The organism is Candidatus Villigracilis vicinus (assembly GCF_016702885.1).
Lineage (GTDB): Bacteria > Chloroflexota > Anaerolineae > Anaerolineales > Villigracilaceae > Villigracilis > Villigracilis vicinus.
Window position 1 is genome coordinate 118,239 of sequence record NZ_JADJDD010000025.1, and the last position, 26,349, is coordinate 144,587.

General features: G+C 50.7%; 26 protein-coding genes. 14 read left to right on the plus strand and 12 right to left on the minus strand.

Annotated features, from left to right (window positions below):
* Positions 1-79: 79 nt before the first annotated feature.
* The 5 genes from IPG80_RS16355 to IPG80_RS16375 all read left to right on the plus strand — a co-directional run bounded on the left by IPG80_RS16355 (position 80) and on the right by IPG80_RS16375 (position 6,559).
* On the plus strand, positions 80-1,846 hold the full coding sequence (locus IPG80_RS16355; protein ID WP_345108938.1) for an ABC transporter ATP-binding protein: 1,767 nt from the start codon (positions 80-82) through the stop codon (positions 1,844-1,846).
* 100 nt (positions 1,847-1,946) lie between these two features.
* Positions 1,947-3,755, plus strand: coding sequence for an ABC transporter ATP-binding protein (locus IPG80_RS16360; RefSeq protein ID WP_345108944.1), 1,809 nt, complete (start codon positions 1,947-1,949; stop codon positions 3,753-3,755).
* Positions 3,756-3,906: 151 nt separating this feature from the next.
* On the plus strand, positions 3,907-4,335 hold the full coding sequence (locus IPG80_RS16365; RefSeq protein ID WP_345108947.1) for a nuclear transport factor 2 family protein: 429 nt from the start codon (positions 3,907-3,909) through the stop codon (positions 4,333-4,335).
* 101 nt (positions 4,336-4,436) lie between these two features.
* Positions 4,437-5,858: an RtcB family protein gene (locus tag IPG80_RS16370; protein ID WP_345108950.1), complete on the plus strand. Its 1,422-nt coding sequence runs from the start codon at positions 4,437-4,439 to the stop codon at positions 5,856-5,858.
* A gap of 59 nt (positions 5,859-5,917) precedes the next feature.
* A complete protein-coding gene (locus IPG80_RS16375) occupies positions 5,918-6,559 on the plus strand; it encodes an adenylate/guanylate cyclase domain-containing protein (protein WP_345108956.1) in 642 nt (213 codons plus the stop codon).
* Between the two features lie 34 nt (positions 6,560-6,593).
* On the opposite strand, the gene gltX is transcribed toward IPG80_RS16375, so the two are convergent.
* The 9 genes from gltX to IPG80_RS16420 are packed head-to-tail and all read right to left on the minus strand — an operon-like array spanning position 6,594 to position 15,828.
* Complete coding sequence (gltX, locus tag IPG80_RS16380; RefSeq protein ID WP_345108959.1) at positions 6,594-8,075, minus strand: glutamate--tRNA ligase; 1,482 nt, start codon at positions 8,073-8,075, stop codon at positions 6,594-6,596.
* Between the two features lie 45 nt (positions 8,076-8,120).
* A complete protein-coding gene (locus IPG80_RS16385; protein ID WP_345108962.1) occupies positions 8,121-9,293 on the minus strand; it encodes an FtsW/RodA/SpoVE family cell cycle protein in 1,173 nt (390 codons plus the stop codon).
* A gap of 18 nt (positions 9,294-9,311) precedes the next feature.
* Positions 9,312-9,563: a cell division topological specificity factor MinE gene (gene minE / locus IPG80_RS16390; protein ID WP_345108965.1), complete on the minus strand. Its 252-nt coding sequence runs from the start codon at positions 9,561-9,563 to the stop codon at positions 9,312-9,314.
* 4 nt (positions 9,564-9,567) lie between these two features.
* Complete coding sequence (minD, locus tag IPG80_RS16395; RefSeq protein ID WP_345108968.1) at positions 9,568-10,365, minus strand: septum site-determining protein MinD; 798 nt, start codon at positions 10,363-10,365, stop codon at positions 9,568-9,570.
* Position 10,366: 1 nt separating this feature from the next.
* Positions 10,367-11,065, minus strand: a complete 699-nt coding sequence (gene minC, locus IPG80_RS16400; RefSeq protein ID WP_345108971.1) for a septum site-determining protein MinC — start codon at positions 11,063-11,065, stop codon at positions 10,367-10,369.
* A gap of 54 nt (positions 11,066-11,119) precedes the next feature.
* A complete protein-coding gene (locus IPG80_RS16405) occupies positions 11,120-13,378 on the minus strand; it encodes a penicillin-binding transpeptidase domain-containing protein (protein ID WP_345108974.1) in 2,259 nt (752 codons plus the stop codon).
* Positions 13,379-13,380: 2 nt separating this feature from the next.
* Positions 13,381-13,875 (minus strand): hypothetical protein, encoded by a 495-nt coding sequence (locus IPG80_RS16410; RefSeq protein WP_345108977.1) that lies wholly within the window; start codon positions 13,873-13,875, stop codon positions 13,381-13,383.
* 4 nt (positions 13,876-13,879) lie between these two features.
* Positions 13,880-14,722, minus strand: a complete 843-nt coding sequence (gene mreC, locus IPG80_RS16415; protein WP_345108980.1) for a rod shape-determining protein MreC — start codon at positions 14,720-14,722, stop codon at positions 13,880-13,882.
* Between the two features lie 38 nt (positions 14,723-14,760).
* The gene (locus tag IPG80_RS16420) at positions 14,761-15,828 is read right to left on the minus strand and encodes a rod shape-determining protein (RefSeq protein ID WP_345108983.1); all 1,068 of its coding nucleotides are present in this window, start codon (positions 15,826-15,828) and stop codon (positions 14,761-14,763) included.
* A 140-nt stretch (positions 15,829-15,968) separates the two neighbouring features.
* Between IPG80_RS16420 and IPG80_RS16425 the strand changes: the two genes are divergently transcribed.
* From IPG80_RS16425 to IPG80_RS16465, 9 genes are all read left to right on the plus strand, one after another.
* Positions 15,969-16,820 carry a DegV family protein gene (locus IPG80_RS16425; RefSeq protein WP_345108986.1) on the plus strand — a complete coding sequence of 284 codons (852 nt, stop codon included), beginning with the start codon at positions 15,969-15,971 and terminating at the stop codon, positions 16,818-16,820.
* Between the two features lie 3 nt (positions 16,821-16,823).
* Positions 16,824-17,498, plus strand: a complete 675-nt coding sequence (locus IPG80_RS16430; RefSeq protein ID WP_345108989.1) for a Crp/Fnr family transcriptional regulator — start codon at positions 16,824-16,826, stop codon at positions 17,496-17,498.
* 75 nt (positions 17,499-17,573) lie between these two features.
* Positions 17,574-17,774 (plus strand): DUF2892 domain-containing protein, encoded by a 201-nt coding sequence (locus tag IPG80_RS16435; protein WP_345108991.1) that lies wholly within the window; start codon positions 17,574-17,576, stop codon positions 17,772-17,774.
* 49 nt (positions 17,775-17,823) lie between these two features.
* On the plus strand, positions 17,824-18,321 hold the full coding sequence (trxA, locus tag IPG80_RS16440; RefSeq protein ID WP_345108994.1) for a thioredoxin: 498 nt from the start codon (positions 17,824-17,826) through the stop codon (positions 18,319-18,321).
* Between the two features lie 91 nt (positions 18,322-18,412).
* A complete protein-coding gene (gene udk / locus IPG80_RS16445; protein WP_345110147.1) occupies positions 18,413-19,033 on the plus strand; it encodes a uridine kinase in 621 nt (206 codons plus the stop codon).
* Positions 19,034-19,075: 42 nt separating this feature from the next.
* Complete coding sequence (locus IPG80_RS16450) at positions 19,076-19,585, plus strand: peptidylprolyl isomerase (RefSeq protein ID WP_345108997.1); 510 nt, start codon at positions 19,076-19,078, stop codon at positions 19,583-19,585.
* Between the two features lie 68 nt (positions 19,586-19,653).
* Complete coding sequence (locus IPG80_RS16455) at positions 19,654-20,160, plus strand: VTT domain-containing protein (protein WP_345109000.1); 507 nt, start codon at positions 19,654-19,656, stop codon at positions 20,158-20,160.
* Positions 20,161-20,179: 19 nt separating this feature from the next.
* A complete protein-coding gene (locus IPG80_RS16460) occupies positions 20,180-21,538 on the plus strand; it encodes a M20/M25/M40 family metallo-hydrolase (protein ID WP_345109002.1) in 1,359 nt (452 codons plus the stop codon).
* 174 nt (positions 21,539-21,712) lie between these two features.
* The gene (locus tag IPG80_RS16465; protein ID WP_345109006.1) at positions 21,713-22,354 is read left to right on the plus strand and encodes a CBS domain-containing protein; all 642 of its coding nucleotides are present in this window, start codon (positions 21,713-21,715) and stop codon (positions 22,352-22,354) included.
* Between the two features lie 110 nt (positions 22,355-22,464).
* On the opposite strand, the gene IPG80_RS16470 is transcribed toward IPG80_RS16465, so the two are convergent.
* From IPG80_RS16470 to IPG80_RS16480, 3 genes are all read right to left on the minus strand, one after another.
* Complete coding sequence (locus tag IPG80_RS16470) at positions 22,465-23,628, minus strand: DUF1786 domain-containing protein (protein ID WP_345109008.1); 1,164 nt, start codon at positions 23,626-23,628, stop codon at positions 22,465-22,467.
* Between the two features lie 66 nt (positions 23,629-23,694).
* Complete coding sequence (locus IPG80_RS16475; RefSeq protein ID WP_345109011.1) at positions 23,695-25,362, minus strand: hypothetical protein; 1,668 nt, start codon at positions 25,360-25,362, stop codon at positions 23,695-23,697.
* A gap of 117 nt (positions 25,363-25,479) precedes the next feature.
* Complete coding sequence (locus IPG80_RS16480; protein ID WP_345109014.1) at positions 25,480-26,283, minus strand: class I SAM-dependent methyltransferase; 804 nt, start codon at positions 26,281-26,283, stop codon at positions 25,480-25,482.
* Positions 26,284-26,349 lie beyond the last annotated feature (66 nt).

A 26,349-nucleotide genomic window follows, 5' to 3' on the forward strand; every position in this document is an offset into this window, starting at 1 on the left:
ACACGGCGCACCCGCGCCGTGTTTTTTTATTTTTATTCGTGTTTCTTCGTGTCCTTCGTGGACAAAACTGGAACCAACTATGAACCTCTCATTCAAATCCTACTGGAACCTGCTCGCTGACCACATCCGCCCTCAACGCGGACGATTCATCCTGCTGGCTGTCTTGTTATTTGGCAGCATCGGCTTACGCATCCTTGCCCCGCAGATCATGCGCCTCTTTATCGACGACGCGCTGGCAGGCGAAGCCCTCTCCACGCTCATGTGGACAGCCGTCGGGTTTATCGGTATCGCGTTGGTACAGCAGGTTGTCCACATTGGCGTGACCTATCTCGGTGAAAACGTGGCATGGACCGCCACCAACGCCCTGCGCGCTGAGCTCGCGGAACATGCCCTCAAACTCGGCATGAAGTTCCACAACGACCACACACCCGGCGAGTTGATCGAACGCATCGACGGCGACGTGACCGAGTTGGCAACCTTCTTCTCGCAATTTGCGCTCAACCTCATCGCGAACGGACTTCTACTCGTCGGCATCCTCGTCACCCTTGCCATTGAAGATTGGCGTGTGGGCTTGGCATTCGCGGTCTACTCCGCAATCACCATTGGCGTGCTTGGCAGGCTCAAAGACATTGCTGTGCCACATCAAAAAGCAAGGCGTGAAGCAGAAGGTCAGATGTACGGCTTTATCGAAGAACAACTGGCAGGCACCGAAGACATCCGCTCGAGCGGCGCAGTCGGATTCTCCATCCGCGAACTCTTCCGCCATCAAGCTGAGATCCTCAAGCACAATCGCCGCGCGCACTTCAAACGCTGGATCATCGAAAATGCGATGGGCTTGGCGCTCACTACTGGCACCCTGCTTGCCGTCACCAGCGGATATTGGCTCTTCACCGCGGGCATCGTCACCATCGGCACGGTTTATCTCTTTGTCCATTATCTCAATTTGCTTGAAGAACCCTTCTGGGCGATGACACATGAGATCGAAAGTTTCCAAACCATCGGCGCCTGTGTCGAACGCCTGACCGAGTTCAAGCAGTTCCAACCTGAAGATAGGAATGAGACCGGCAAAGTGATTGACTCGCATCCGCTTGCATTGGAATTCAAGGATGTGACCTTCTCCTATATCACCCCCGATGAAGGGGGCAACGGTGACAACTCGGTCATCAAACGCCTCTCACTCGACCTCAAGCCTGCTTCTGTTTTAGGGTTGCTGGGTCGCACCGGAAGCGGAAAGACCACCCTCGGGCGATTGATCTTCAACCTGTATGATGTGAACGAAGGCAGTATCAAGGTCAATGGCGAAAATTTGCACAACATCCAACTCGACTCGCTGCGGCAAAACATCGCCATTGTGACACAGGATGTGCAACTCTTCCGTGCCTCCGTCCGCGAGAACCTGACCTTCTTCGACCGTTCGATACCCGATGACAAGATCATCGCCACCCTCGAAGACCTCGAACTCGGCGACTGGTTCCGAACCCTGCCCAACGGTCTGGACACTGAACTGGAAACAGGATCAAGGTCGCTCTCCGCGGGTGAGGCGCAATTACTGGCATTCACGCGAGTCTTTCTGCGAAATCCCGGTCTGGTCATCCTCGACGAAGCCTCATCCCGCCTTGACCCTGCCACCGAGCAGAAACTCGAACACGCGATAGACAAGCTGCTGAAGGGACGTACCGCCATCATCATCGCCCATCGACTCGACACCCTGCACCGCGCCGACGATGTGCTCATCCTCGATAACGGCTCCGTGCTCGAATATGGCGACCGCAAAGAACTGGCAGCCAACCCGAACGCAAGGTTTTATCAATTGCTGCAAACGGGCTTGGAAGAAGTATTGGCTTAAGAGCATTAACCACAAAGGACACGAAGGTCACTAAGGAAAACCTTTGTCAAACCTTCCCCTTTGTGTACTTTGTGCCCTTCGTGTTTAAGGATTTTTGACTATGACCGAAACCACCCTCACCTCAAACGACCTCAACATCCCCGCCCTGCCCGCGTGGAAAGTTGTGTTGGAACTCATCCGCTTTCGCACCTGGCTTTGGATCGTTGACTTTTTCAGCGTCGGGCTCATTCGCTTTTGTTGGCAAGTCGCACCTGCCCTCATCATCAAAGCCTTCTTTGACTATCTAACAGGCGCCGCACCATTGACCTTTGGCATCTGGGCTGTGGTCGCTTTCCTCGCCGCCACCTGGCTCGGACGCATACTCGCAAGTTATGGCTTCTATTATGCCGATGTGCCTATCTTTGCAGACATGGGCACGTTGCTGCGCAAGAACCTGCTCACATATATCCTGAAACGCCCCGGCGCATCACAACTCCCTGACTCCGCAGGGGAAGCCATCAGCCGTTTCAAAAATGACGTGCAGGAACTTCCACTCTTCGTCATTCTCGTCAACGATGTGATGGTCGGCATTGCCATCATCTTCTACTCGATTTACCTGATGGCTCAGATCAGTCCGTCTGTGACGATCATGGCACTCATTCCATTGGTCATCGTCGGCATCGTTGCTAACATCGCCACCAAGCGCATTGAACATTATCGCAATGCATCGCGTCAATCCGCTGGCAAAGTGACGGGTTTCATCGGCGAATTCTTCGGCGCCGTGCAAGCCGTAAAAATTGCCACCGCCGAGAAGAACATCATCAGTCACTTTCACAAGATCAACGAAGAACGCCGCAAGCTAACTGTGCGTGACAAGTTGTTCGATGAAGTCCTTCGCTCGCTTTATCGCAATACATCCACGCTCAGCACGGGCGTGATCCTGGTGCTGGTTGCTCAATCCATGCGCACAGGCAATTTCACCCTCGGTGATTTCTCGCTCTTCGTTTATCTCCTGCAAAGCATGGGCGACCTCACCACACTCGGCGGCGAACTCTGGGCGCGTTACAAACAAATGGATGTCTCTGTCAAACGCATGTATCACCTGATGGAGAATGCGCCACTGGATGCGCTTGTCGAACATTCTAAAATTGATTTGGATCACGAACTGCCTGAAGTGACCTACGCGACGAAAACCGCCTCAGACCGACTGAGCGAACTGGTCGCTGACCATCTGACCTTTCACTACCCGAATTCGGTCAACGGCATCGAAGACATTTCGCTCAAGGTCAAACGCGGCTCGCTGACAGTCATCACCGGTCGCATTGGTTCTGGCAAAACAACATTACTGCGTACATTGCTGGGGCTGCTCCCCGCCGACTCTGGCGAAATCCGCTGGAATGAGCAAGTCGTCACGGACGCTGGCAACTTTTTCGTGCCGCCGCGCTGTGCATACACCGCGCAAGTTCCGCGCTTGTTCAGCAACTCCCTGCGAAATAATATTTTGCTCGGCATGAACAAAAGCGATGACGAGATCTACAAAGCGACCAAACTCGCCGTCATGGACAGAGACTTGGAAATTCTCGACGATGACCTCGAAACGATGGTTGGCTCACGCGGAGTCAAACTCTCTGGCGGGCAAGCCCAGCGCACCGCCGCCGCCCGCATGTTCATCCGCGAACCAGAACTGGTCGTCTTCGATGACCTCTCCAGCGCGCTGGATGTGGAAACCGAAAAGCAACTTTGGGAGCGCATCTTTGCATCAGGCAACGAACTCACCTGCCTCGTCGTCTCCCATCGCCGTCCGCTTTTGAGGCGCGCTGACCATATCATCGTCCTTAAAGACGGCAAAGTTGAATCCGAAGGCACGCTCGATGAACTCCTCGAAAAGAGTCAGGAAATGCGTGAGCTTTGGAAATTAGAAGAAAGTTAATCCGTCATTGCGAGCCACGCTCTTGCTCTTAGTGGCGAAGCAATCCCATGAAATAATTATAAGATTGCTTCGGGCGGACGAACACCGCCCTCGCACGCGTGCCTGCGCACGGTACAGGCAATGACGAAGTGAAAACAAAAGGAAAACCATCATGACCCAACCCACCTCCACCGACCTCATCCGCGCCGCACGCGAAGCCTTCAACCGCGCCATCGCCGAGAAGGACGCCAAGCGTATCCGCCCGTTGCTGGCTGCAAGCTATCATCTGGTAACCGGTCGCAGCGACCAGTTCCACGGAGCCGACGAGGAAGAAATACGTTGGGCAGAGCTTTTCCAAAACGACCCGACCTCCGTCTATCGTCGAACCCCGCGGGAGATCACCACCAATGATTCCTGGGGCATCGCCGAAGAACTCGGCAACTGGCAAGGCGAGTATTCGATAAATGGAAATCTCGTCCGCGCCTCAGGTGTCTACGCCGCCAAATGGCAGCGGACACAAAATGGCAACTGGGTTTTGCAGGCGGAAATTTTTACGACAATTAAGTTTGATGAAGCCTGCATCCCGCCTGATCCGATATAAAATATCATGTCACTCTGAGGGAGCGATAGCGACCGAAGAGTCTCTCGCAACATCGTAGAGATCCTTCGCTCCGCTCAGGATGACATGCTGGAGATTTACAAATGGACATCATCACAGGAAAAATCCTGAAACTCAACAACTGGGAAGACGGAAAAAGTATCGGTCTTGCCAAAGAAGCTGGAAACAAAATGATCGCCTCCGGCATGGAACGCGACGCGGCTCTTGCCGCGCTCGAGGCTGTTCGCACCAACCCGGGCAACTTCCTCGCCGACACCTTGCTCTCCAACCTCGCCCGCGAGATTCTGCGCAAGAATAAGAACAACGAACCAAGCGAAGATACACTTCGCGAGTCACCTCTGCCCTTCCCCATCTGGGGCACGGACAATATCGACCCGGAAGCCATCAAGCAGATGGAAAACGCCATGCGCCTGCCCGTGACCGTCACCGGCGCGCTCATGCCAGACGCACATGTCGGCTACGGTCTGCCAATCGGCGGTGTGCTGGCGACGGAGAATGTTGTCATCCCTTACGCTGTCGGCGTGGACATTGCCTGCCGCATGCGATTATCGCTATACGAAGTATCGCCGATTCTCATCGGACAGAAGAAAGGCATGTTCGAAAATGCTCTTATGGACGAAACTGCCTTCGGTATGGGCGCTGCCTGGAAAGGCAGCAAACGCGCCCAGCATCAGGTGTTAGACGATGAAGCATGGCTTGCCACCAAGCAACTGCGGACTCTGAAAGACACCGCCATGAATCAGCTCGGCACCAGCGGCACAGGCAATCACTTCGTCGAATGGGGTTCGTTCCGTTTGCATGAAGAGATGTTTGGCTTAAAACCCGGCGAGTATCTTGCCTTACTTTCACACAGCGGCTCACGCGGAGTTGGTGCGAAGATCGCAGATCGCTTTAGCAAGTTGGCAAGAGAAAAGCATCCAGATCTTGATCTCAGCGTCAAACACCTTGCATGGCTAACGCTGGATTCAGAAGATGGTCAGGAATATTGGCTCTCGATGGAACTGGCGGGGCGTTTCGCTTCGGCGAATCACTACATCATCCACAAACGTGTGGCGGCAGCCATTGGGCTGAAAGAAGTGGCGGTGGTTGAAAATCACCACAACTTTGCCTGGCGTGAGAAACTTCCCGACGGGCGCGAAGTCATCGTCCATCGCAAGGGAGCCACGCCCGCGGGTGCTGGCGTTCTCGGCGTGATCCCCGGCTCGATGGGAGACGCAGGCTACGTCGTCCGCGGAAGAGGCGTGAGCGAGTCGCTTGAGTCGGCTTCTCATGGAGCCGGTCGCAAGATGAGCCGCAGAGTTGCCATCAACTCGATCAGCAAACGCGAACGGGACGATTACCTCAAAGAGCGCGGCGTCACCCTGCTTGGCGGCGGCATCGACGAATCGCCTCAGGCGTACAAACAGATCGAAGAAGTCATCACTGCCCAGCACGACCTGGTAGACGTGATCGGCAAGTTCACCCCACGCATCGTCCGCATGGCAGATGAGCCGGGAGATATTTAGGTAAAAAGGGTCATGGGATTGGCTTACATTCCCATGACCCTTTTCGTTATAATCAACTCATGCATATCCAACCAAAAGACCCCATCCTTCAAGAAACGCTGTTGAATTACTCGCAAGAGTCGGATCCCACCAAACGCAAGCAGCTGGAAGAATCGATTTGGCAGCGTTATGGCAGCGAAAACACCGCCTTCGTTTTGGATATGTCCGGGTTCTCGTTGTTGACCCGCAAGTACGGCATTGTGCATTACCTCTCCATGATCCGTCGCATGCAATTGACTGTTGAACCGATCATCACAAGCCATGGCGGGCGCATCATCAAATTTGAAGCGGATAATTGCTTTGCAGTCTTTCCCGAACCTTCTTCAGCGACCCGCACGGCTATTACTATTCAACATGCTCTTGCCGCATCCAACCTGCTCACCAGCGAAGATATGGATGTACATGTTTCCATCGGAATTGATTATGGGAAGATCCTTATTCTCAATGAAGACGATATGTATGGTGACGCCGTCAATCGTGCGTGCAAAATGGGTGAAGACCTTGGCAAGGCAGATGAAATCCTCATCTCAAAAGAAGCCATGGATATGATCCCAGAGGATGCTCAAATTCATGGAAAACTGATCGAAGTCAGTATTGGCGGGCTGACAATGCCAGCGTATCAAATTATTTACCGAACCGACACCGAAGAAGAACAACAATAAAAAAGACGGAGCGAGTGCTCCGTCTTTTTCGTTATTACATCTTTTCCAAAATTGAAATTGCATTTTGAACACGTTTCAAACAGACATCACGCCCAATGATCTCCATGCTTTCGAACAACGGCGGACTGACCTTCTGCCCGGTGACCGCGACACGCAGCACACCAAAGACCTGCCCGGCATTAAATCCGCTGGCTTCAACATAATAGCGGAAGGGCGGCTCGCTTCTTTCGTGACTGATATCTGGTTGCGCAGACAGGAGCTCATACGCCTTTCGAGCGATCTCTGCCGACTGTTTTGCGTCCAAGCCTTTGGCGATAAGTTCTTCAGGGTTTGGCGTAACCTCATCTTTGAAGAAAAATGCGCCGAAGGAAATGCAATCATCCAAAGTGGTAAGGCGTTCGCGGATGATGGGAATCATCTTCAACAAGACGTCATCTTTGACGGCGAGTCCCTCACGGGCGAAGTAAGGCTTGAGGCGGGCTGCCAGGTCTTCGGTCGTCAGGAGGCGGATGTGCGTCGCATTGAAGTGATCCAGGCGCTGGAAGTTAATCGCAGCCGGGGAAGGCGTCAACGAGTCAATGGTGAAGCGCTCCACCATTTGAGCCGTGGTCATCACATCATCTTCTGCAACGCCCCAGCCCATCAGCCCGCACCAGTTCAAAACGCCTTCGGGGGTGAAGCCAAGATCTTGCATGTCTTTGACGAAAATGGAATAGCCATCTTTCATGGCATCTGCCGCTTCACGTTTGGACATTTTACCCTTGCCGCTCGGCTTGAGAAAAACGGAAAGGTGGATCCAAGTCGGTTCATCCCATCCGAATGCGCGGACAATGTTGACATGCAACGGGAAGGTGCCCAACCATTCTGAACCGCGCATCACATGAGTGATTTTCATTTCATGGTCATCCACCATCGCGGCGAGGTGATAGGTTGGCAAGCCATCTGTTTTGAGAATGACCTGGTCATTGAGTTGCTTGTTCTCAATGGTAATGTCACCACGCAGATGATCATGTGCAACGGTCACACCATCATGGGGCATCTTGAAACGAATGGTATACGCCTCACCATTTGCGATGCGCTTTGCGGCTTCATCGGGAGCCAGGCTGCGACAAGTTCCGTCATATCGCGGGTTTTCCTTCCGGTCCATCTGCTCCTTGCGGACTTTATCCAACCGCTCAGTCGTACAGAAACAAGGATAAGCGCGCCCATTATCCACAAGAGTTTTTGCATGAGCTTGATAAATTTCTCGCCGCTCTGTCTGACGATAGGGTCCGTAAGGTCCGCCAATATCTGGACCTTCATCGTAATTCAAGCCAAGCCAACGCAAACCGTCCATGATCTCTTGTTCAGCACCGGGGACAGTACGTTTCAAATCCGTATCTTCGATGCGCAAAATGAACTGTCCGCCGGTCTTTTTGGCTAACAGATAGGCATACAAAGCCGTACGTGCACCGCCGAGATGTAAATGTCCGGTCGGCGAGGGTGCAAAACGAGTGCGTGCTGGTTGAATGGACAAAATCTTTTCTCCTTAAGAGCGCTTATTATTCTGCAGAAGTCTAAATTAAAACTCAAGTTCTTTCTGGCGCATAACGACAGATTCTACCAACCCGATACCGATCATAAGAGCGGTTAAACCGCTGCCGCCATAACTAACAAACGGCAAAGGTAAGCCTGATACCGGCAAGAGGTTAAGATTCATTCCGATATTCACTGCCCCTTGAAAAAAGATCAGGGTCGCCACGCCAATGGCAAGCATAGCACCTGCAACGTCTCTGGCTTTTTGCGCCGCACGGATACAACGCCACACAACTACACCAAGCGTGGCAATGATCAGCACTCCGCCCGCCATGCCAAACTCTTCAGAGCTTGCAGCAAAAATAAAATCAGTATGGCGAACTTTCAGGAAGCGCAACTGGGTTTGGGATCCATACCCGTATCCTTCGCCAGAAACGCCGCCCGCGCCTACCGCAATCAACGCCTGTTGAACGTTATAACGATTCCCAAACGTATCGTTCGGGTTTGGTACAACGAAGTTCACGATACGTTCCTGCTGGTATGCCTGCAAAAAGGGAATGCGTACTCCCAGCACCGACAGAGAAATCACCGTTACTAATAGAACTGCACCGATCCCGGCTGCCGAAAACACATGCTTGATCTGAATGCCATTTACCCACAACATCACCCCAAGGATCACGGAGAGTACCATCACATTACTCAAGTTCGGTTGAAGCAGAATCATGCCAATGATCCAAATCGCACGAAAGACCGCTCCGAAAATCCACTGCAAATCACGCGGTTGGTCACGGGTAAATTCAAAATAACGCGCCAGAATAATCAATGCCACAATTTTGGCAAATTCGGTCGGCTGAAGGAACAAAACGCCTACCTGAAACCAGCGCTGAGCACCGAAGGCGGTCTGACCGAACCCCGTCAGTGTTACCAAAAATCCCAGGATCACAAAATGAATGGGACGGTAAAGTGCCAGCCAGTAACGATAGTCAATGGATGCGAGAAAAAAGATCAATGCCACACCCAAAATTGCGAAATAGACCTGACGCAAGATCAGGGGTTGAAGCACTTCATTTCCCGCGACAGCAGAACGGATCATGACTGCGCCAAAAGAGGACGCCAATACAACTGCGCCTAATAAAAGAAAATCGAAATTTCTCCAGGAAAGTCCACGATTCATAATAAAAAAACATGGATAAACCCGCATCGCTACAGGTTGATCCATGCCCTTTAATTTAACATATCAACCCGCGCGATGACGCGATGTACTCTTCAATGGGATATCCGCAACCAGACGTTGTGAACGCCCGTCTTTTTCCAATTCGATGCGAACGGCTTCAGGGTCGATCTCGATATATTGTGAGATCGCTTTCAACAAGTCGTCCTTTAAAGATTCCAGTTGACCGGGTGTCAGATCTGTGCGGTCATGCACAAGAACCAGTTGCAAGCGTTCTTTCGCACTGGAAGCGCTCCGTTTACGTGTGAAAAAATCCATGATACTACTTCCTTCCAGCAAGGCGTTGAATGGTACTCCATAACCCGCCCTGTTGAGCAAGATCCATGAAAGGCACATCTTCACCTTGCAGGCGTTTGGCGATATTGCGAAACGCCTGCCCAGCCCGGCTTTTTCCATCTGTAACCACGGGAGCACCCCGGTTTGAACCAATGATCACATTTTCATCTTCCGGCACAATACCGATCAGGCGGATGCCTAAAAGATCAAGTACATCTTCGGCTGATAACATATCATTATTTTTGACAAGGGTCGGATTCAAACGGTTGATAATGAGAGATGGATTTCCTTTTTCTTCCGCTTCGAGGATGCCCACCACACGATCCGCATCACGCACCGCACTGACCTCAGGATTGGTCACCACAAGAACACTGTCAGCAGCAGCGATGGCATTCCTAAATCCACGCTCGATGCCAGCTGGAGAGTCGATCACGATGAAATCCGCATCTGGTCGAAGGTCATTACATATGCGGATCATATCCGAAGGTGAAACGGCATTTTTATCGCGGGTTTGTGCCGCAGGGATCAGATAAAGGTCCGGGTTATGTTTGTCACGGATCATTGCCTGCTTGAGTTTACAACGCCCTTCGATGACATCCACAATATCATAGACGATTCGGTTCTCAAGCCCCATCACAACATCAAGATTGCGCAGACCAATATCACCATCAATACAAACTACACGCTTGCCGTCCATGGCGAGCGCAGTAGCAAGGTTTGCAACGGCAGTGGTCTTGCCAACGCCGCCTTTTCCAGAAGTTACAGTGATCACTTGAGAAGTCATATTATTTCCTAATAGTGGTTTCGCCGGTATGCCAGAGTTCTGCTTGTAATTTACCCTCGCCATTGATGCTGGCAATCTCAGGCTTGGGGTCTTTTTGTGGCTTCAGCATGGCGGACGATTCATCCGCGATGCGCAATTGATTTGCGGAAAGGTCAAGGGCGCAAATGAAAGCAGAGCGATCGCCCTTTGCTCCTGCATGGATCACGCCGCGCACGCGCCCCCACACGATCACATTTCCTTCTGCAACGATCTCCGCACCCGGGTTAACATCCCCGAAAACAACGATGGTGCCGGGGTACTCAATGCGCGTCCCTGAGCGTACCGTCTTGGAAACAAACAACGCTGAGTCGCTAGGCACAGATTCATGCACATGCCGGGTCTCTTCGGGGCGCGGCTTTGAGATTCGGGTCGCCAAGCCCAGCAATTGAGCCGTAGTTTCTGTAGTAGGCGACTCGCTGATAACTGCCCACAATGTGATGTTTCGTTCTGACAACCAGTCCCGCAGGTCTACCAGATCATTTACTTTCAAGGGCTGCGAGCCCACATCCATCGCAAGGCGCGCGCCTTGAAAGAAAGCAGCGCGCTCATTGATCTGGATCATGAGTGCATTGCGCTGCTCCAGCCAAGGCACATCCATGAAGGTAGCAAGAAGACCATCACGGATACCCTTGATCTGAACGATCGATGTGGTTGATTCCATAGGCGTATTCATACAGATAATGAAAAACAATTATACCTGATGAGCAACTTGAATCTACGGAGCTGCACCTGAACCGCCCGCACCTTGAGCAATATCCAGTGCTTTTATTTCAAAGTAAGCCTTAATCATGCGTGAAACCATGGGGCCTGCCACACTGGCACCCTCGCCGCCATTATAGGCAAAAGCGATCACCGCAATTTCAGGGTCTTCATAAGGCGCATACGCGAGCGTCCAGGAATGAGTTGGCCAGGCGCCAAAGTTACAGCGTTCAGCGGCACGGGCCACATCGTCACAATATTCGGCGGTTCCTGTCTTTCCGGCAACGGCGATCGGGAAATCAAGGAAGAGTCTATATAACGTACCAAAGGATGTGTCAGTAACTGCCCGCCTTGTCCCTGCCCGTACAGCCGCTACGGTCTCCGGATTTACTGCCTTTAAATCATCTGTCAGTGTGCAATATGGTCCGTCACAAGAATATCCATGAATTAGAGGGTCCACTGTAATATCCCATTTCATGTTGGGAGTAAAGGGAGATATCTGGTAACTGCCTTCAGTTTGAAACGGAGAAGCCTTAAAATCTTCAGGGTCTGGGTCAAACCACATTGGCACCACGTTCCCATCACCATCCGTCACTTGGCGAATAATGGTAGGCTGCATCAACTTTCCATTATTTGCGATCGTCGCTCCAGACATTAAAACCTGCAGCGGGGTCGCCAGGACAAATCCCTGACCCACGCTTGCAATGTACGTATCGCCAGTAGACCAGTTCTCACCCGTGTTAATACGCTTCCATTGCGGGTCAGGAATCAAACCATTTTGTTCACCCGGTAATTCAATACCCGAAGGAGCGTTGTATCCCAACGCAGTTGCATATTCCTTTAGACGCTCAATTCCCAAGCCCTGGAGGATCTCATCTTCAAAGCCGCCGCCTAATTTATAAAAGCACACATTACTCGAATAAGCAATGCATTGCGTAAAGGTAATGGGACCAAAACCCTCTGGGCGCTGGTCAAAAATATGATCAACGAACGGGCGTGTATTTCGGTCCGTACAAATATCGTTTGGGTTAAAGCGCTCACAAAGCAAGAGTTGACCTGGAGCATTAACGATCGTATCTAGGTCCACCACGCCTTCATTGAAAGCACCGGTCGCCGTTGAAAGCTTGAATGTGGATCCAGGCGGATATTCGGCAGAGATGGCGTTGTTTAATAGCGGCTTGCGGGGATCCTGGCTTAATTGCTCATAGTAATAAGCAGGGATAAGACGGCTAAAACGGTTGTTCTCATAACTCGGGTAAGAAACCATGGCAAGGATCTCACCCGTTTTCGGGTTCATTGCAATAATTACACCACTCGAAATACGAACCTGCCCAAAATACGTGTTCCAAAACTCAATCTCTTCCAACAAAGTTGCTTCAGCAGCAGCTTGCAGCCGGGTATCAATAGTGAGATATACATTGTTCCCCGGCTCGGGCGCAATCGGCGGCTCAAGGTTGCGGATCTCCTGACCGGCAACGTCAACTTGGACAACACGCAAGCCATTCCTGCCAGCAAGAATCTCCTGCATGGAAGTTTCTACACCGGCATAACCGATCTTATCGCGGTTGGGAATAAATCCCTTGGCACGCAATTCTTCCTCTTGGGATGCAGGGATCGGTCCTAAAAATCCAATTAGATGCGCAGTCAGTGAACCCGTTGGATAATCACGGATCGGTTCGATCTCTACGCTCACGCCCGGCCAATCCATCTTCTTCTCTTCAACCACCCGGGCTATTTCTTCACTAACATTACACTGGACCTTAACCGAACTGTATGGGGCAAGCGTATCCTGCAGAGCAACCAACTGAGCAATGCTCGGACCCGGCACACACGCTGCAAAAAGTTTCGCCTCTTCCAACGATTCCTCTGTCATCAAGCCGCCAGGAACGGATAAAAATATGGCGTCACTTTCAGGGTCGTTCGCCACAAAACTACCAGCTGGTACACCGACCAATTCGGATAATTCGCGATAGATCAACTGAATATCTGAATCATCCGCTGGAAGGTTGGCAGGTGTAATAACTACGTTATATGCGGCAATATTTCTCGCAAGAATGTATCCATTACGGTCGTAAATAATACCGCGTGGAGCAGGAATACTGACCTCATTCGTGTAATTGTCAATGGCACGCGCCTGGTACAACTCGACATCGAACACCTGTAAATTTATCAAACGGATAATGAATCCGGTCAACGTGAGCGCCACGACAAGATAGATCAATCCAAGCCGCCATGCCTCAAATCGAACCGGACGAGAATCTGAACCAACGCTCATTCCTACTCCTCTATTGGGTATACCCAATAAGATACATCACGCATAAACGCATACATTGGAACCGCAAGCAACATATTCAACAAAAGGCTTGGCAAAGTAAGTAAAAACACTATGTCTTCAAGCATTAATGGGGTTCCAGAAAAGCTTAGAACAATGAATGAAAGCATATGAAAAAATATCGTCCCTAAAAAAACAACGCTGAACATGGCAAGGAGCGGAGCCTGCCACACTCGCCTTTGGAGTACCCGTGCCAGAAATACCACAGCCAAATATCCTATAACGATCACAGGCACAGATAAGCTTGAAACAAATCCAACATATAAACAGACCAATACACCCCAATGCCAGGAAGTTTTCACGCGCTCTTGTAACGCCCAGGCGGCAAGCAACACCAGAGGCAGGTCGGCATACCCAGAAAGCAGTTTAACCTGACTCACAACCGCAGATTGCAAGATCACAGCCAAACCTAAAAGTGGAAAGGCGATCAAATTTCGCATGATGTTATGGGGCGGGGGTTACAGCCGGTTCAAGCGGAGCAATATCCACAGGGCGGAAGTTGGTAATGACCAGCACGATCTCAAGGCGCGAAAAGTCTACAGCAGGTTGAACTGTCGCCTGCTGGAACAGCTCAAATTCCAAGGCGCGAACCGTTACGATCTGCCCAATAATGAGGTCGGCAGGATAACCGCCGCCCAAACCGGAGGTCAGGATCAAGTCTCCCGATTCCACGGCTACATTTTGAGAGATAAGATCCAGAGAAACATCGCCAGTGACTGAGCCGTACAAGACCGCGCTGGTATCTGCGTTTTGCAAATAAACATTTACAGCCGATGCCGGGTCCGTTATGAGTTGAACGCGCGCAGCATCTGCAATGACCGCATCCACACGCCCAACCAAACCCTGGTTCGTCACCACAGGCATGCCACGGCGAATGTCATCATTTGACCCGCGATTAATAATAATGTAATGAAGAAATGGGCTGGGATCGCGACCGATCACAGAGGCGGCCTTGTATGTACTCTCTGGATTGGAACGGGAAAAGTCAACGAGTGCAGCAAGAATTTCAGTTTCGTTGACGCGCTGCTGCAACTCGATCAACTGCGCCTGCAACTGCGAAACCTGGGCTTCTAATTCAGCATTGCGTGTGCGCAGTGTAACGATATCGCGAGGCGCAGTAACAAAATCCTGAAAGCCAAGGAAGCGGCTGGAGATCCAGGTTTGAACATCAACCAGAACTGAGGTAAACCCTCTGGAGGCTGAACCCAATGCGCCGCTAAAGGCAAGCACAAGAATACCCCCAACCACCAGAAAGATTATCGTCGTTTGTAAGGAACGGGAATTCATTTTTTATTCAGCCCAGCAAGGGACTGTTTCAATTCATCCTAAATATGTCGGGTACTGCCGCGCTCAAGCCCAATAAGATAACGGGAAAGGTTTTCGAGGTCTTCAAAGACAGTTGCCGCTCCACGGGCAACGCAGGTGAGCGGATCTTCCGCCACCCACACGCGCAGTTTCAATTCATCTGTAAGTCGTTCAGCCAGTCCTTGTAACAACGCACCGCCGCCGGCAAGACAAATACCAATATCCATCAGATCCGAAACGATCTCTGGAGGGATTTCATCCAAGGCATCGCGTACGGTATCAATAATAACCTGCACTGAACCGGAAAGCGCTTCGCGGATCTCAACAGAAGAGATCTCAACCGTTTCGGGCAAGCCGGTCACCAAATTCCTGCCACGTACTTCTGTTGTTTTCTCCGGCTGTAATGGGTAGGCGGAACCGATCTGCCATTTGATCTGCTCTGCAATACCAGACCCGATCAACAAGTTATATTTGTTGCGTAAGTACTGCACCACATCCTGGTCCATCTCATCGCCAGCAACACGTAAAGAGCGAGATGCAACCACACCACCTGTAGACATGACCGCTACTTCGGTAGTACCACCACCAATATCGACCACCATTGAACCACGGACTTCGCCAATGGGAAGCCCGGCTCCTATCGCCGCCGCAATTGGCTCCTCGATCAACATTGCCTGACGCGCCCCTGAAGCCATTACCGCATCATAAACCGCCCGTTTTTCCACTTCGGTTACACCGGTCGGCAGACCAACAATCACGCGCGGACGCGGCAAAGGCACCACACTCTGTTCATGCACCTTGCCAATAAAATATTCAAGCATGACGCGTGTGACATCAAATTCGGCGATCACCCCATCCCGAATGGGACGCACCACCACCACATTGGCAGGAGTGCGGCCAACCATTTCCTTGGCTTCGAGACCGATCGCCAGTGGTTGCCGCAATTTCTTGTCGACAGTCACCCAGGATGGCTCATTGATCACGATCCCCTTGCCACGGACGTGTACAAGGGTATTCGCGGTGCCAAGGTCAATGGCGATATCCAGAGAAAAAAGGCCTAACAGCCAATTAAGTGGGTTGAAGGCCAAAATAGGCTCCTATGATACAAGAATGGGCTCAAACAAAACTGCCGACCCATTATACCATGAGGAAGAGTCGCATTTTTTCACAATCCCTCAAGGCAATCGGGGTAAAATCAGGAAAATTTTCAACTCCGGAGGAACGAGACATGTCCAAGTTCGCGATCGTTACTGACAGCACTTCCTATATCCCATCAGAGGTTAGCCAGAAACATGGCATCACCATCACCCCACAAGTCCTTATCTGGGATAACCAGACTTACCGCGATGGGATCGACATCCAACCGACAGATTTTTACAGCCGTCTCAAGACCGCCAAAACCATGCCGTCCACCTCGCAAGTTTCTCCCGCTACCATGCAGGAGACCTTCCAAGGGCTTGTTGATAAGGGATTGTCTGTCCTTGGCATCTTCATTTCTTCCAAATTATCCGGCACTCTTCAATCTGCAATGCAAGCGAAAGATATGATGGGAAGCGCAGGCGAAAAAGTAATGCTGGTGGATAGCCAATCCACTGCGATGGGGCTTGGGTTCCAAGCGATCGCCGCAGCACGCGCCATGGAAGCTGGAGCGAGCATCGAGGATTGTGCTGCGTCTGCAGCAAATGCTCACACTCGCACAGGTGTCCTTTTCGCTGTGGATACGCTTGAATTTCTGCATCGCGGCGGACGCATTGGCGGCGCTCAACGTTTTATCGGTTCAGCGTTAAATCTCAAACCCATCCTTGCAGTCAAAGATGGAAAAGTGGAAGGGATTGAACGCATTCGCACCAAAGGCAAAGCTCATGACCGCATCCTTGAATTGGTTACCGAACAGGTTAAAGGGAAGTCGAATGTTCGCATTGCAACTCTGCATGCCAATGCTGCAGATGATGCGAAGATTCTATTGGATCGTGCCACCACAGCCCTATCTCCAGTGGAATCTCTTTTCACCGAGGTCAGCCCGGTTGTAGGAACACATGCCGGACCTGGCACTGTGGGTCTCGCCTATATCTTTGATTAATGAATGATCGACGAAACGCAATTTAAACGCATCGTAAAGTCGATGCCTTTTCTACAAAACGCAGACCTGGATTTCGTAAAAGACTTCCAACGGTCTGCATTTGTTGCACAGATCCCGGCAGGGCATGATGTTTTTCTGGAAGGGGATCATGTGGAGGCGATCGCCCTCCTGATCTCAGGTGTGGTGCGCGTTTACAAGGTCGGCGAAACGGGACGAGAGATCACCTTATATCGATTTGGAAACGGCTCTTCTTGCATCCTGACCGCCAACGCCATTTTGAGCCGAAACACTTTCCCTGCCATTGCCACAGTCGAGCAGAATGCGGAAGCTGTGATGATCCCGGCGGATGTGTTTCGTGACTGGGTAAAACGTTACGATCTATGGCGCGATTTTGTCTTTGACCTGTTATCACAAAGACTCTATACCGTTATGGCAGTGGTGGATGAAGTGGTTTTTCAGCGCATGGATCGCCGGGTTGCCACACTATTATTAAAACGTGGAAGAATATCAAATCCTATCCGAATCACCCACCAAGAGATTGCCTCGGAACTGGGCAGCTCCCGCGAAGTCATCAGCCGCCTGCTGGAGGATTTCATCCACGAAAGCAGTATTCAGGCTGGGCGGGGAAGCATCGAAATCATGGATTTTGAGCTATTGGAATCGCGTTCGCGTGTGTGACATTGTCACAGACAGAAAACGTGAAGTCTCATATACTAACAACATCAATTCAAACTTCCAAAGGAGATTTTCCAAATGAAACGCAATATGTCCAATACCGATCGCATCGTCCGTGTCGTGATTTCCGCTCTTTTTGCCTATTTGTACTTTAGCGGCATTGTCACCGGTACCCTTGGCATCGTACTGCTCGTGCTCGCTGGTGTATTTACCTTGACCTCAGTGATCGCCTTCTGCCCGCTGTATGCACCCTTCAAGCTCAGCACCTACAAAGGTTAAAGGATAACATCGAGAGCGGACGAGAACTCGTCCGCTCTACGCTTTAATCATGAACAAACAAGAGTTTCAACAAAAACTGGAGTCCGGCAAGCCACTCGTAGTGGATTTTTGGGCGCCTTGGTGCGGACCTTGTAAGATGACAAAACCGATCCTAGACAAACTAGGCAGGGAATTTACTGAAGATGTAGAATTTCTGCCGATCAACGCCGACGATTCGCGCGACATCATTGAACACTATCGTGTTTTTGGCATCCCAACCGTGGTCGCCATTCGCGATGGAAAAGAAGTTGCGCGGCTGACGGGCGCTCAGAACGAAGCTGGGTATCGGGCGGTGTTCGAAGCGCTGGCACAGGGAAAAGAAGTGAAAGTTTCCATGTCTCAGTTCGACCGTATGCTGCGGCTTGGCGCAGGCGCCTTATTCATCATGATCGGGGTGTCGAATAACAATTGGATCGTGGCTGGCATTGGCGGCATCCTCGCTTTTATGGGAATCTATGACCGATGCCCAATATGGAACGCATTGACCCGATCGCTCAAGCGTAAGTAAAAAAACTGAATGACAGTAAACAGGCTCCGGTTTTGCCCGGAGCCGTTTTATTTGCACCGCATGGATGGCGACGGGTATAATCCTGTTCATGATGCAGAAAATCCCATTGGTGATCGGAATTGCGGGCGGGTCAGGGTCTGGAAAGACCACCGTTGCACAGGAATTATTAAGGAGAGTGGGATCAGATCGCATCGCCTACCTTCAACACGACTCGTACTACAAAGACCTGCGCATGCTGCCATCGGCACAGCATTCTGAGATCAATTTCGACCACCCCAACGCACTCGAAACCGAATTGCTCATCGAACACATCACAACCCTGCGCAGCTTCAAGCCTGTGCAGGTGCCGATCTATGATTTTTCCAACGACACACGCAAATCAGAGACTTTTACCGTTCAGCCAAGTAATGTGATCCTTGTTGAGGGCATCCTGCTTTATGTGGAGCCCGAGCTGCGGAAATTATTCGATGTAAAGATCTTTGTGGATGCTGACGCAGACATCCGCTTCATTCGCCGCCTGCACCGCGACATCACCGAAAGAGGTCGCAGCACCGAATCTGTGATCGAGCAATACTACGCCACGGTGCGTCCCATGCACCTCGAATTCGTAGAACCATCCAAGCGATATGCCGATGTCATCATTCCCGAAGGCGGGCATAATATTGCCGCCCTGGACATGGTGACAGCGAGAATCGAATTGCTGCTCAAATAAGGCAGTCAATCTATTTTATTTCATCACCCCAAGGAGAGACGTATGGCAAAACAATGGAGCACGCCCCCCGCAATGCAGATCGACCCCAAAAAGAGTTACCGCGCCCGCATGGAAACCGATAACGGCACGATGGTGATCGAACTATTTGCAGACAAAGCACCGGTCACTGTAAATAATTTCGTTTTCCTTTCACGGGAAGGCTATTACGATGGGGTTATTTTTCATCGTGTAATCTCAAACTTCATGGCACAGGGCGGCGACCCGACCGGCACCGGACGCGGCGGACCTGGCTACAAATTCCAGGATGAATTTCACCCCAGCCTCAAGCACAGCAAGCGCGGCATCCTATCGATGGCGAATGCAGGACCTGGCACGAACGGCTCACAATTCTTCATCACCCACGGACCCACCCCGCACCTTGACAACCGGCACACTGTGTTTGGTCAGATCGTGGAAGGTGAAGATGTGCTCATGTCCATCCCCGAGCGCGATCCGATGAAGGTCAATGCTCCGGCGGTTAAGATCATCAGCGTCACGATTGAAGAAATCTAAAGGAACAAACCCTGCCAACTCCAAAGCCAGAAAACAGGACGTTTACAACCATAACACGCATTCTTGCTGTGCTGGTAGTGATCGGGATTACGGTTTACGTTTATTCCATTCGCGAACATGTAGAAGAATTTGCCCAATATGGTTATTTCGGCGCGTTCCTGATCATGTTGATCGCTAACGCGACGGTCATCCTGCCTGCACCGGGTGTGGCGGTCATTTTTGCGATGGGCGGCGTATTGAACCCATTGGGTGTAGCGCTGGCTGCAGGGGTTGGCGGCGCCCTAGGTGAAATGACCGGCTATCTTGCCGGTTACAGTGGACAGGCGGCGGTGGAAAATACTCAGCTATACAATCGCATCCTACCTTTTTTACAAAAATATGGTGCTTGGGTCATTCTCGTTCTTTCATCTTTCCCCAACCCTTTTTTTGATGTTGCCGGGATCGCGGCAGGGATTGCAAAGATTCCCATTTGGCAGTTCATGCTGGCATGCTGGGTTGGGCAAACCATAAAAATGGGTTTATTCGCTTTTGCTGGTGCCTACTCACTTGATTGGATCGCAAGTTTCTATAAATGAAATTCAAAAGGAGCGTGCCATGAGTAATTACGATAAGATCGATACCTACATCGATAAGAATCTGGATAAAAATCTAGATGAGCTTAAAAAATATGTTGCCCAACCCAGTATCAGCGCTCAGAACTTGGGATTGAAAGAATGCGCCCAACTTGTAAAAGGGATGCTTGAACAACGTGGCTTCAAAGCCGAAGTCATGGCGACGGATGGAGCGCCGGTAGTCTTTGCAGAACGTAAAGGCAAAGTGGATAAAACCATCCTCATCTACAACCATTATGATGTTCAGCCGCCTGAGCCATTGGAATTATGGGAAAGCCCTCCATTCGAACCCGAGATCCGCAACGGCTATTTTTATGGACGCGGCGTCAGTGATGACAAGGGACATCTCACCGCGCGCTTGCATGCCATTGACGCGATCCTCGCGGAAGAAGGTGAACTGCCCTGCAACATCAAGTTCATTATCGAAGGCGAGGAAGAAACTGCCAGCGAACATCTGCACGAATACATTTCCAAAAACCTTGACCGGCTCAAAGCCGATGCCTGTATTTGGGAATTTGGCGGTGTGGACCATCGCGAGCGCCCGCAGCAATATCTTGGTTTGCGCGGAATCTTCTATGTGGAGCTTTCAGTAACGGCGTTGGGAACAGACGTCCACTCGGGCTTGGGTGGCAGCATCCTGCCAAATGCGGCGTGGAGACTCGTTTGGGCATTGAACACGCTCAAAGGCGAGGATGAGCGCATCCGCATCCCCGGCTTTTACGATAACGTTGTAGCACCCACCGAACGTGACCGCGAATACATGGAAAAACTTCCTGACCCGGCAGAAGAATACAAGACCCGCTTCGGCGCCAAAGCCTTCATCAAAGGTTTAACCGGCGGCATGGATCTGAAGATCGAAGAAGTTTTCACACCGACCTGCACCATCTGCGGTTTGACCAGCGGATATCAAGGTCCCGGCTCGAAAACTGTGCAGCCTGCCTTTGCCTCTGCAAAAGTGGACTTCCGCCTCGTGCCAGACCAAAAGCCGCAGGATATTCTAAAGAAGCTGCGCGCCCATCTGGACGCGGAAGGCTTCAGCGATGTGGAGATCAAATTCCTGGGCGGCGAGCCCGCGGCGCGAACGGATCCGGATCACCCCTTTGTCAAACTAGTGGTGGAATCTGCAGAAGAAGTCTATGATGCCAAAATGGATATTGTCCCCATGATCGGCGGCTCAGGACCCAATTACCCATTCGTGCATGACTTGGGCGTTCCCGTGGTGACAATGGGTTTTGGCTACCCGAATACTAAAGCCCACGCCCCCAACGAAAACTTCCGCATTGACCTGTACGTACAGCACGCCAAGCACACGGCCAGGGTCATCAAAGAATTCGCAAAATAAAAGCAAGGCAGAGTATTGACCACGGATAATCTTATCCGTGGTTTTTTATTTGACTATCGTCCAATCTAAAGTGACCTTTTTCACTCCGATTTCGTGACTTTCTTTTTTCAAATTTTGTATATAATGGACTTGTAACAAATTTCACAATTCAAACAAGTACATTTGGAGGTACTCATGTTCGTCGGCGAAAGAATGTCTCACCCTGTAATTTCTGTAACCCCTGAAACCCCAGTTCACGACGCATTGGTCATGTTCAAGAAAGAACACATCCGCCGTGCGCCCGTGGTCAAAGATGGAAAAATGATCGGCATCGTCTCGGAAAGCGACCTGCTTAACGCCTCGCCTTCCCCGGTTACCAGCCTGAGCGTTTGGGAGATGAACTACCTGATCAGCAAAGTAACCATCAAACAGGTTATGAGCAAAAAACTTATCACAGTTGATGTCAACACCCCCATTGAAGAAGCTGCACGCATCATGGCAGACAAAAAACTCGGCGGTTTGCCTGTAATGCGCTCAGGAAAATTGGTTGGCATCATCACAGAGACAGACCTGTTCAAGATCTTCCTCGAACTGATGGGCGCCCGCACCAAAGCCATGCGTGTCACCGCAGAGATCGACGATAAACCCGGTGTGCTTGCCAGGGTCACCAAAGCCATTTCAGACGCAGGCGGTAATTTCGTCTCCTTTGGTCAGTTCTCAGGCGACGACTCTACCAGCAAGATCGTCACTTTCAAGGTCGCCGGATTGAAAAAAGAAGAGATCACCAAAGCGCTCAACAAGGTGGTGGTCAAGTTTTGGGATATTCGTCAAAGCTAAACTCCTTCATAAATTAAAATCAAACTCACCCCGAAATTATTTTTTTCGTGGGTGAGTTTGATTTTAAGACAGTACAAAAAATTTAATTAAAGCTCAGACTAGAGTAATGTTCACAAACGGATCACATCCCACGGCGCGGTCCCTTGCCCAGACCCGCCTCGCAGGGACCTTTGAATGGGTCCTGCCAACTCCGGGAGTATCTCCGCTGTCGCCGCCAGTAACCCAAAACAGCCTGCAATCATCATGTCGCCAAACGGGACAGCAAAATAAGGCTTCAGCGAATCTGCAGAACGAGAACCTGCAAACATGCTCCGGCGTGGACCAGTCACTACCACGTCGAATTCGTCCCTGCCGAATTCGAACGCATCCTGCGAATACATTAATGCACCATGCCCCATATCATCAAACACATCGGCGTGACGAAGTGATCCATCTGCCAGCTTGCGGATCAAACCCTCAAGTTTGGCAAGGTCGATCTCGCCGGTATGGTGCTCAAATACACCCTCAATTCCCCTCTCCCCAAGGCGAAAAGCCAATGTATGGAAATTACCCACATTGCAAATGATCTTGTTCTCGCTTTTAGCAACCACGGGGTCAAAGCCCGCACCCCAAACCGCGGCGGGAGCTGTATCCATTACCACCAAAGGACAGGGCAAACCACGCCCAGAATCTGCGACGGATTGCAAACGCGTCATGATCTTTGGAACTTCCGTTGACAGAAATGCAAAGGAAGATAGTGAGTTCTTTGCGCGAATTCTTTCATCCAGATAATCGAAACGAAACTGCCGGTCGGAAACCCCAGCCGGAGCATTGCCATGGTCAAAGACAGCCACTGCCGCCGCACCAAGCCCATTCAACGAAACGCCGTAATCCTGAAACGTCTTTGAGATCAAGAGGAAATCAAAATCTTTCAACTCCAGCGTCTCGACTCTGGAGCGCAATTTATCTGCTTCGTCTTCAGAAACGATCTGAATCCCAAGCGCTTCCACTTTATCCAATTCGTCGTTCAAAGTGGTGGCAGCTGAGGGTGTCATGTACACGGGGATTCCCGCACGAGCATATTCTTCGATCGCCCAAGCTGAAGGACCGCCGCCCATTTGATGTCCAGTTAAAAGGATCGGGGTCCGCGCAGGAAGCGCTGCTTTAAGACGACGGTGAATCATCATTGTCGGCGAAGGCAGGACGAGCTTGAATCCGTTCTCAATATCAAGATCTGAATCGTACAAAAAAACATCCTGTGTACCTGTGCCAATATCTACCGTTAATATTTTCATATGCACCTCACTAGGAATAATAACAAAAAAAGATGCGCCGCATGGCGCATCTTTTTTTGTTTCTACTTATTGGGCATCACTTACCACATACTCTTCATCGATCTCGCCGTCACCGTTCAGATCAACGCCGAAGTAAATACCATCCGGGTTGGCATCTGTCCATTCAGCATAGTTGACATAGACCAGTGCACCTTCTTTCAAGGCGATATCTTCAGCAAAGAATTCTTCTTCAGCTTCATCAGTAATACGAGTGAGGTAGAAATTGAAGCTGCCTTCGCCGGTCAATTTTTCGGTATTAATGAGCAGGTCACCTGCAGTGCTATCGAGCCAGGCTGTAATGGTGCCGCCGCCGATCATATCCGCGCCGTACACTTCGAAGTAGTAATCGGCATCAGGGTTCTCAACACCAAAAATAATACTGGGCGATTCGTCTGAGGTGGTTTCATAAGCAATCATTTGGTCGGCAGGGTAAATATACGCCACATCCACCTGACCGGGGGTCAGATAAATGCTTTCCACGCCAATTGTAAAACCAGCACCGATCATAACGAGATCAGTAAGAGTCTCTTCAGTAAGGTCCGTTCCGTCAATGGTGACGGTCAGGTCAAGCCCGGCAGGGATCGAATAGATCGGCTCGGGGGTTTCGCCGTTCGCCAACATGCGCATCTGAGTATAGGAAGCATTCGGAATTTCATTGATGATCTTCCCGTCCACATAACCAAGACGGTTGCCGCTTTCATCGGTAATCAGGATGTGTCCTTCGCCATCCAAAAAGATCTGATTAAAGGGCTGGTTGGCGGCCGCAAGTTTCCCGGCACTTGCCTGCCCTTCTTCACAAAAATAACAGTATTGCGATTCAAGACGGGCAGATGTGGGCGTGAGATTAAGGGTCTGCGTCTCAGCATTGCCGCTCCACACTTCAGATTCCACCTGCGGGTTGATCGAAGTCTCATACGTCCAGGAATTATCGCGAGAGTCAACAAATAATTCGCGGGTTTCACCAGGATAATTGTTATCATACACAAGGATGGCATACAAACCATCGCCTTTGTCTTCCACGCCAAAAGGGGTAATCGCATGACCTGAGCCATTCCCATCATAAATGCCGATGGTGTAGGTCTCGCCGCCGACTTCCATTTGACGGATGGTTTCAAGAATTTCCATGGGAGTGCCCGTCACCGCACTGGATTGGGTCGGGTCCACCGACTGGGTTGCCCACCAATAAGCGATCTCGCGCTGAAGCGTTTCGTCGTTGATATCCAGCTCACTGGCAACCGAAGCGCCAAAATCCGAAGGTGAAACTTGCTGGGTGTACATCATCAAGCTAAGAACTGCCATGCCCTCACAGTGTCCGCCTGCCATGTCGCCATTGATCTGCTCCATCCACTGTTCGGCGGGTGGAGTAAGAATACATTCATCTCCGTTGATATCCGCACAGACCACATCACCGAACATGCGGCGCATTTCTGCGGCGGTCAGGTTGGTGACTGATATTTCATCTCCATAGTTTTCAAAACTGAACCCATTTTCTTCCGGAACGAAGCCAAAATCATAAATAACCTCGCCCGGCGCAGACTCTATCGGCGCAGCCGCTTCTGAATCTGCCTCTTCTGTGACTGCCTCTTCCAAATCAGATGTAGTCTCGCCAGATGCATCCACATCCGCGCTATCTACCGACTCTTCTTCCACTGTATCACAGGCAGAAAGAACAAGACTAAAGATCGTCAGGATCATAACAAGTATATAAAACGGTTTCTTTTTCACAGTTGCCTCGGTTAGGTGAATTATTAGATCGCGCTGATAGAGTCACGGGCTCAGCCAGCAATGATTTCTTTCGGACGTATCGAACGATTATGCTTTTTGCAGAACAAAATACCAGTATCGGCGTCTTTCCAAATGCGGTACAGCCGTCGGCGAGTCCAGATCGAGACCGGCAAAATGATAGAACTGCTTGCGCAAGATCACCGGAATGTAAGTGTCCACCAGGTGGATACGGCGCTCCCTATCCAATTCCATGGCTTTGAGCACGTTATCGGTGATATCTTCCTCCTTAATGATCTTCAAACCAATCTCTTCGATCTGCGTATGCCATTCCGGTATCTTTTCTTCGTAACGCAGGTCTGTGTAGAGAAAATACCCTCCTGGTTTCAAAACTCGCTTCACATGTTGAAAGAATTTCTTGACGTTCGGATAATACAAAGAGGCTTCCACATTCACAATAACATCAAATGAGTTATCCGGATATTTCAGGTCTTCGGCATTGCCGTGTTCAAAACGCAATCCTTCCAAAATATGATGACTGCGACAAAACTCGATCGCCTTGGCGGAGAAATCCACTCCCACATACGTTCGGGGCTTGAAATGACGCATGATGAAAGACGCGCCGCCGCCGCGCCCCGAACTGACTTCGAGTGCATCGGCGTTCGTCCAGCTGACATGCTTTGCCACATGATGATACAACTGCATCGGATAACGGTGAATCTCATCTTCTGGCTTTAACGGGATCGGATCCACTCCTTGATGATGGGCAGTGTAGCCAAAATTCATAAATAGCACATCACGTTTGAGATTTAATGCCGAAATGAATTCATACTGCAGTCGTGTCAGGAGGCTTTTTACATTTGGGAATCGATGGAACAGCAGTTTGTTGAGCACGTCTTTCTCCTATGATGTAATTACAAAAAGCACCCAAAATCTGGATGCCTTTTTGAATAACGTCAA

Coding starts and splice junctions, on each gene's coding strand:
- IPG80_RS16355 (WP_345108938.1), top strand. CDS start 80: ATGAACCTCTCATTCAAATCCTACTGGAACCTGCTCGCTGACCACATC.
- IPG80_RS16360 (WP_345108944.1), top strand. CDS start 1,947: ATGACCGAAACCACCCTCACCTCAAACGACCTCAACATCCCCGCCCTG.
- IPG80_RS16365 (WP_345108947.1), top strand. CDS start 3,907: ATGACCCAACCCACCTCCACCGACCTCATCCGCGCCGCACGCGAAGCC.
- IPG80_RS16370 (WP_345108950.1), top strand. CDS start 4,437: ATGGACATCATCACAGGAAAAATCCTGAAACTCAACAACTGGGAAGAC.
- IPG80_RS16375 (WP_345108956.1), top strand. CDS start 5,918: ATGCATATCCAACCAAAAGACCCCATCCTTCAAGAAACGCTGTTGAAT.
- IPG80_RS16385 (WP_345108962.1), bottom strand. CDS start 9,293: ATGGATCAACCTGTAGCGATGCGGGTTTATCCATGTTTTTTTATTATG.
- minE (WP_345108965.1), bottom strand. CDS start 9,563: ATGGATTTTTTCACACGTAAACGGAGCGCTTCCAGTGCGAAAGAACGC.
- minD (WP_345108968.1), bottom strand. CDS start 10,365: ATGACTTCTCAAGTGATCACTGTAACTTCTGGAAAAGGCGGCGTTGGC.
- minC (WP_345108971.1), bottom strand. CDS start 11,065: ATGGAATCAACCACATCGATCGTTCAGATCAAGGGTATCCGTGATGGT.
- IPG80_RS16405 (WP_345108974.1), bottom strand. CDS start 13,378: ATGAGCGTTGGTTCAGATTCTCGTCCGGTTCGATTTGAGGCATGGCGG.
- IPG80_RS16410 (WP_345108977.1), bottom strand. CDS start 13,875: ATGCGAAATTTGATCGCCTTTCCACTTTTAGGTTTGGCTGTGATCTTG.
- mreC (WP_345108980.1), bottom strand. CDS start 14,722: ATGAATTCCCGTTCCTTACAAACGACGATAATCTTTCTGGTGGTTGGG.
- IPG80_RS16425 (WP_345108986.1), top strand. CDS start 15,969: ATGTCCAAGTTCGCGATCGTTACTGACAGCACTTCCTATATCCCATCA.
- IPG80_RS16430 (WP_345108989.1), top strand. CDS start 16,824: ATGATCGACGAAACGCAATTTAAACGCATCGTAAAGTCGATGCCTTTT.
- IPG80_RS16435 (WP_345108991.1), top strand. CDS start 17,574: ATGAAACGCAATATGTCCAATACCGATCGCATCGTCCGTGTCGTGATT.
- trxA (WP_345108994.1), top strand. CDS start 17,824: ATGAACAAACAAGAGTTTCAACAAAAACTGGAGTCCGGCAAGCCACTC.
- udk (WP_345110147.1), top strand. CDS start 18,413: ATGCAGAAAATCCCATTGGTGATCGGAATTGCGGGCGGGTCAGGGTCT.
- IPG80_RS16450 (WP_345108997.1), top strand. CDS start 19,076: ATGGCAAAACAATGGAGCACGCCCCCCGCAATGCAGATCGACCCCAAA.
- IPG80_RS16460 (WP_345109002.1), top strand. CDS start 20,180: ATGAGTAATTACGATAAGATCGATACCTACATCGATAAGAATCTGGAT.
- IPG80_RS16465 (WP_345109006.1), top strand. CDS start 21,713: ATGTTCGTCGGCGAAAGAATGTCTCACCCTGTAATTTCTGTAACCCCT.
- IPG80_RS16470 (WP_345109008.1), bottom strand. CDS start 23,628: ATGAAAATATTAACGGTAGATATTGGCACAGGTACACAGGATGTTTTT.
- IPG80_RS16475 (WP_345109011.1), bottom strand. CDS start 25,362: ATGATCCTGACGATCTTTAGTCTTGTTCTTTCTGCCTGTGATACAGTG.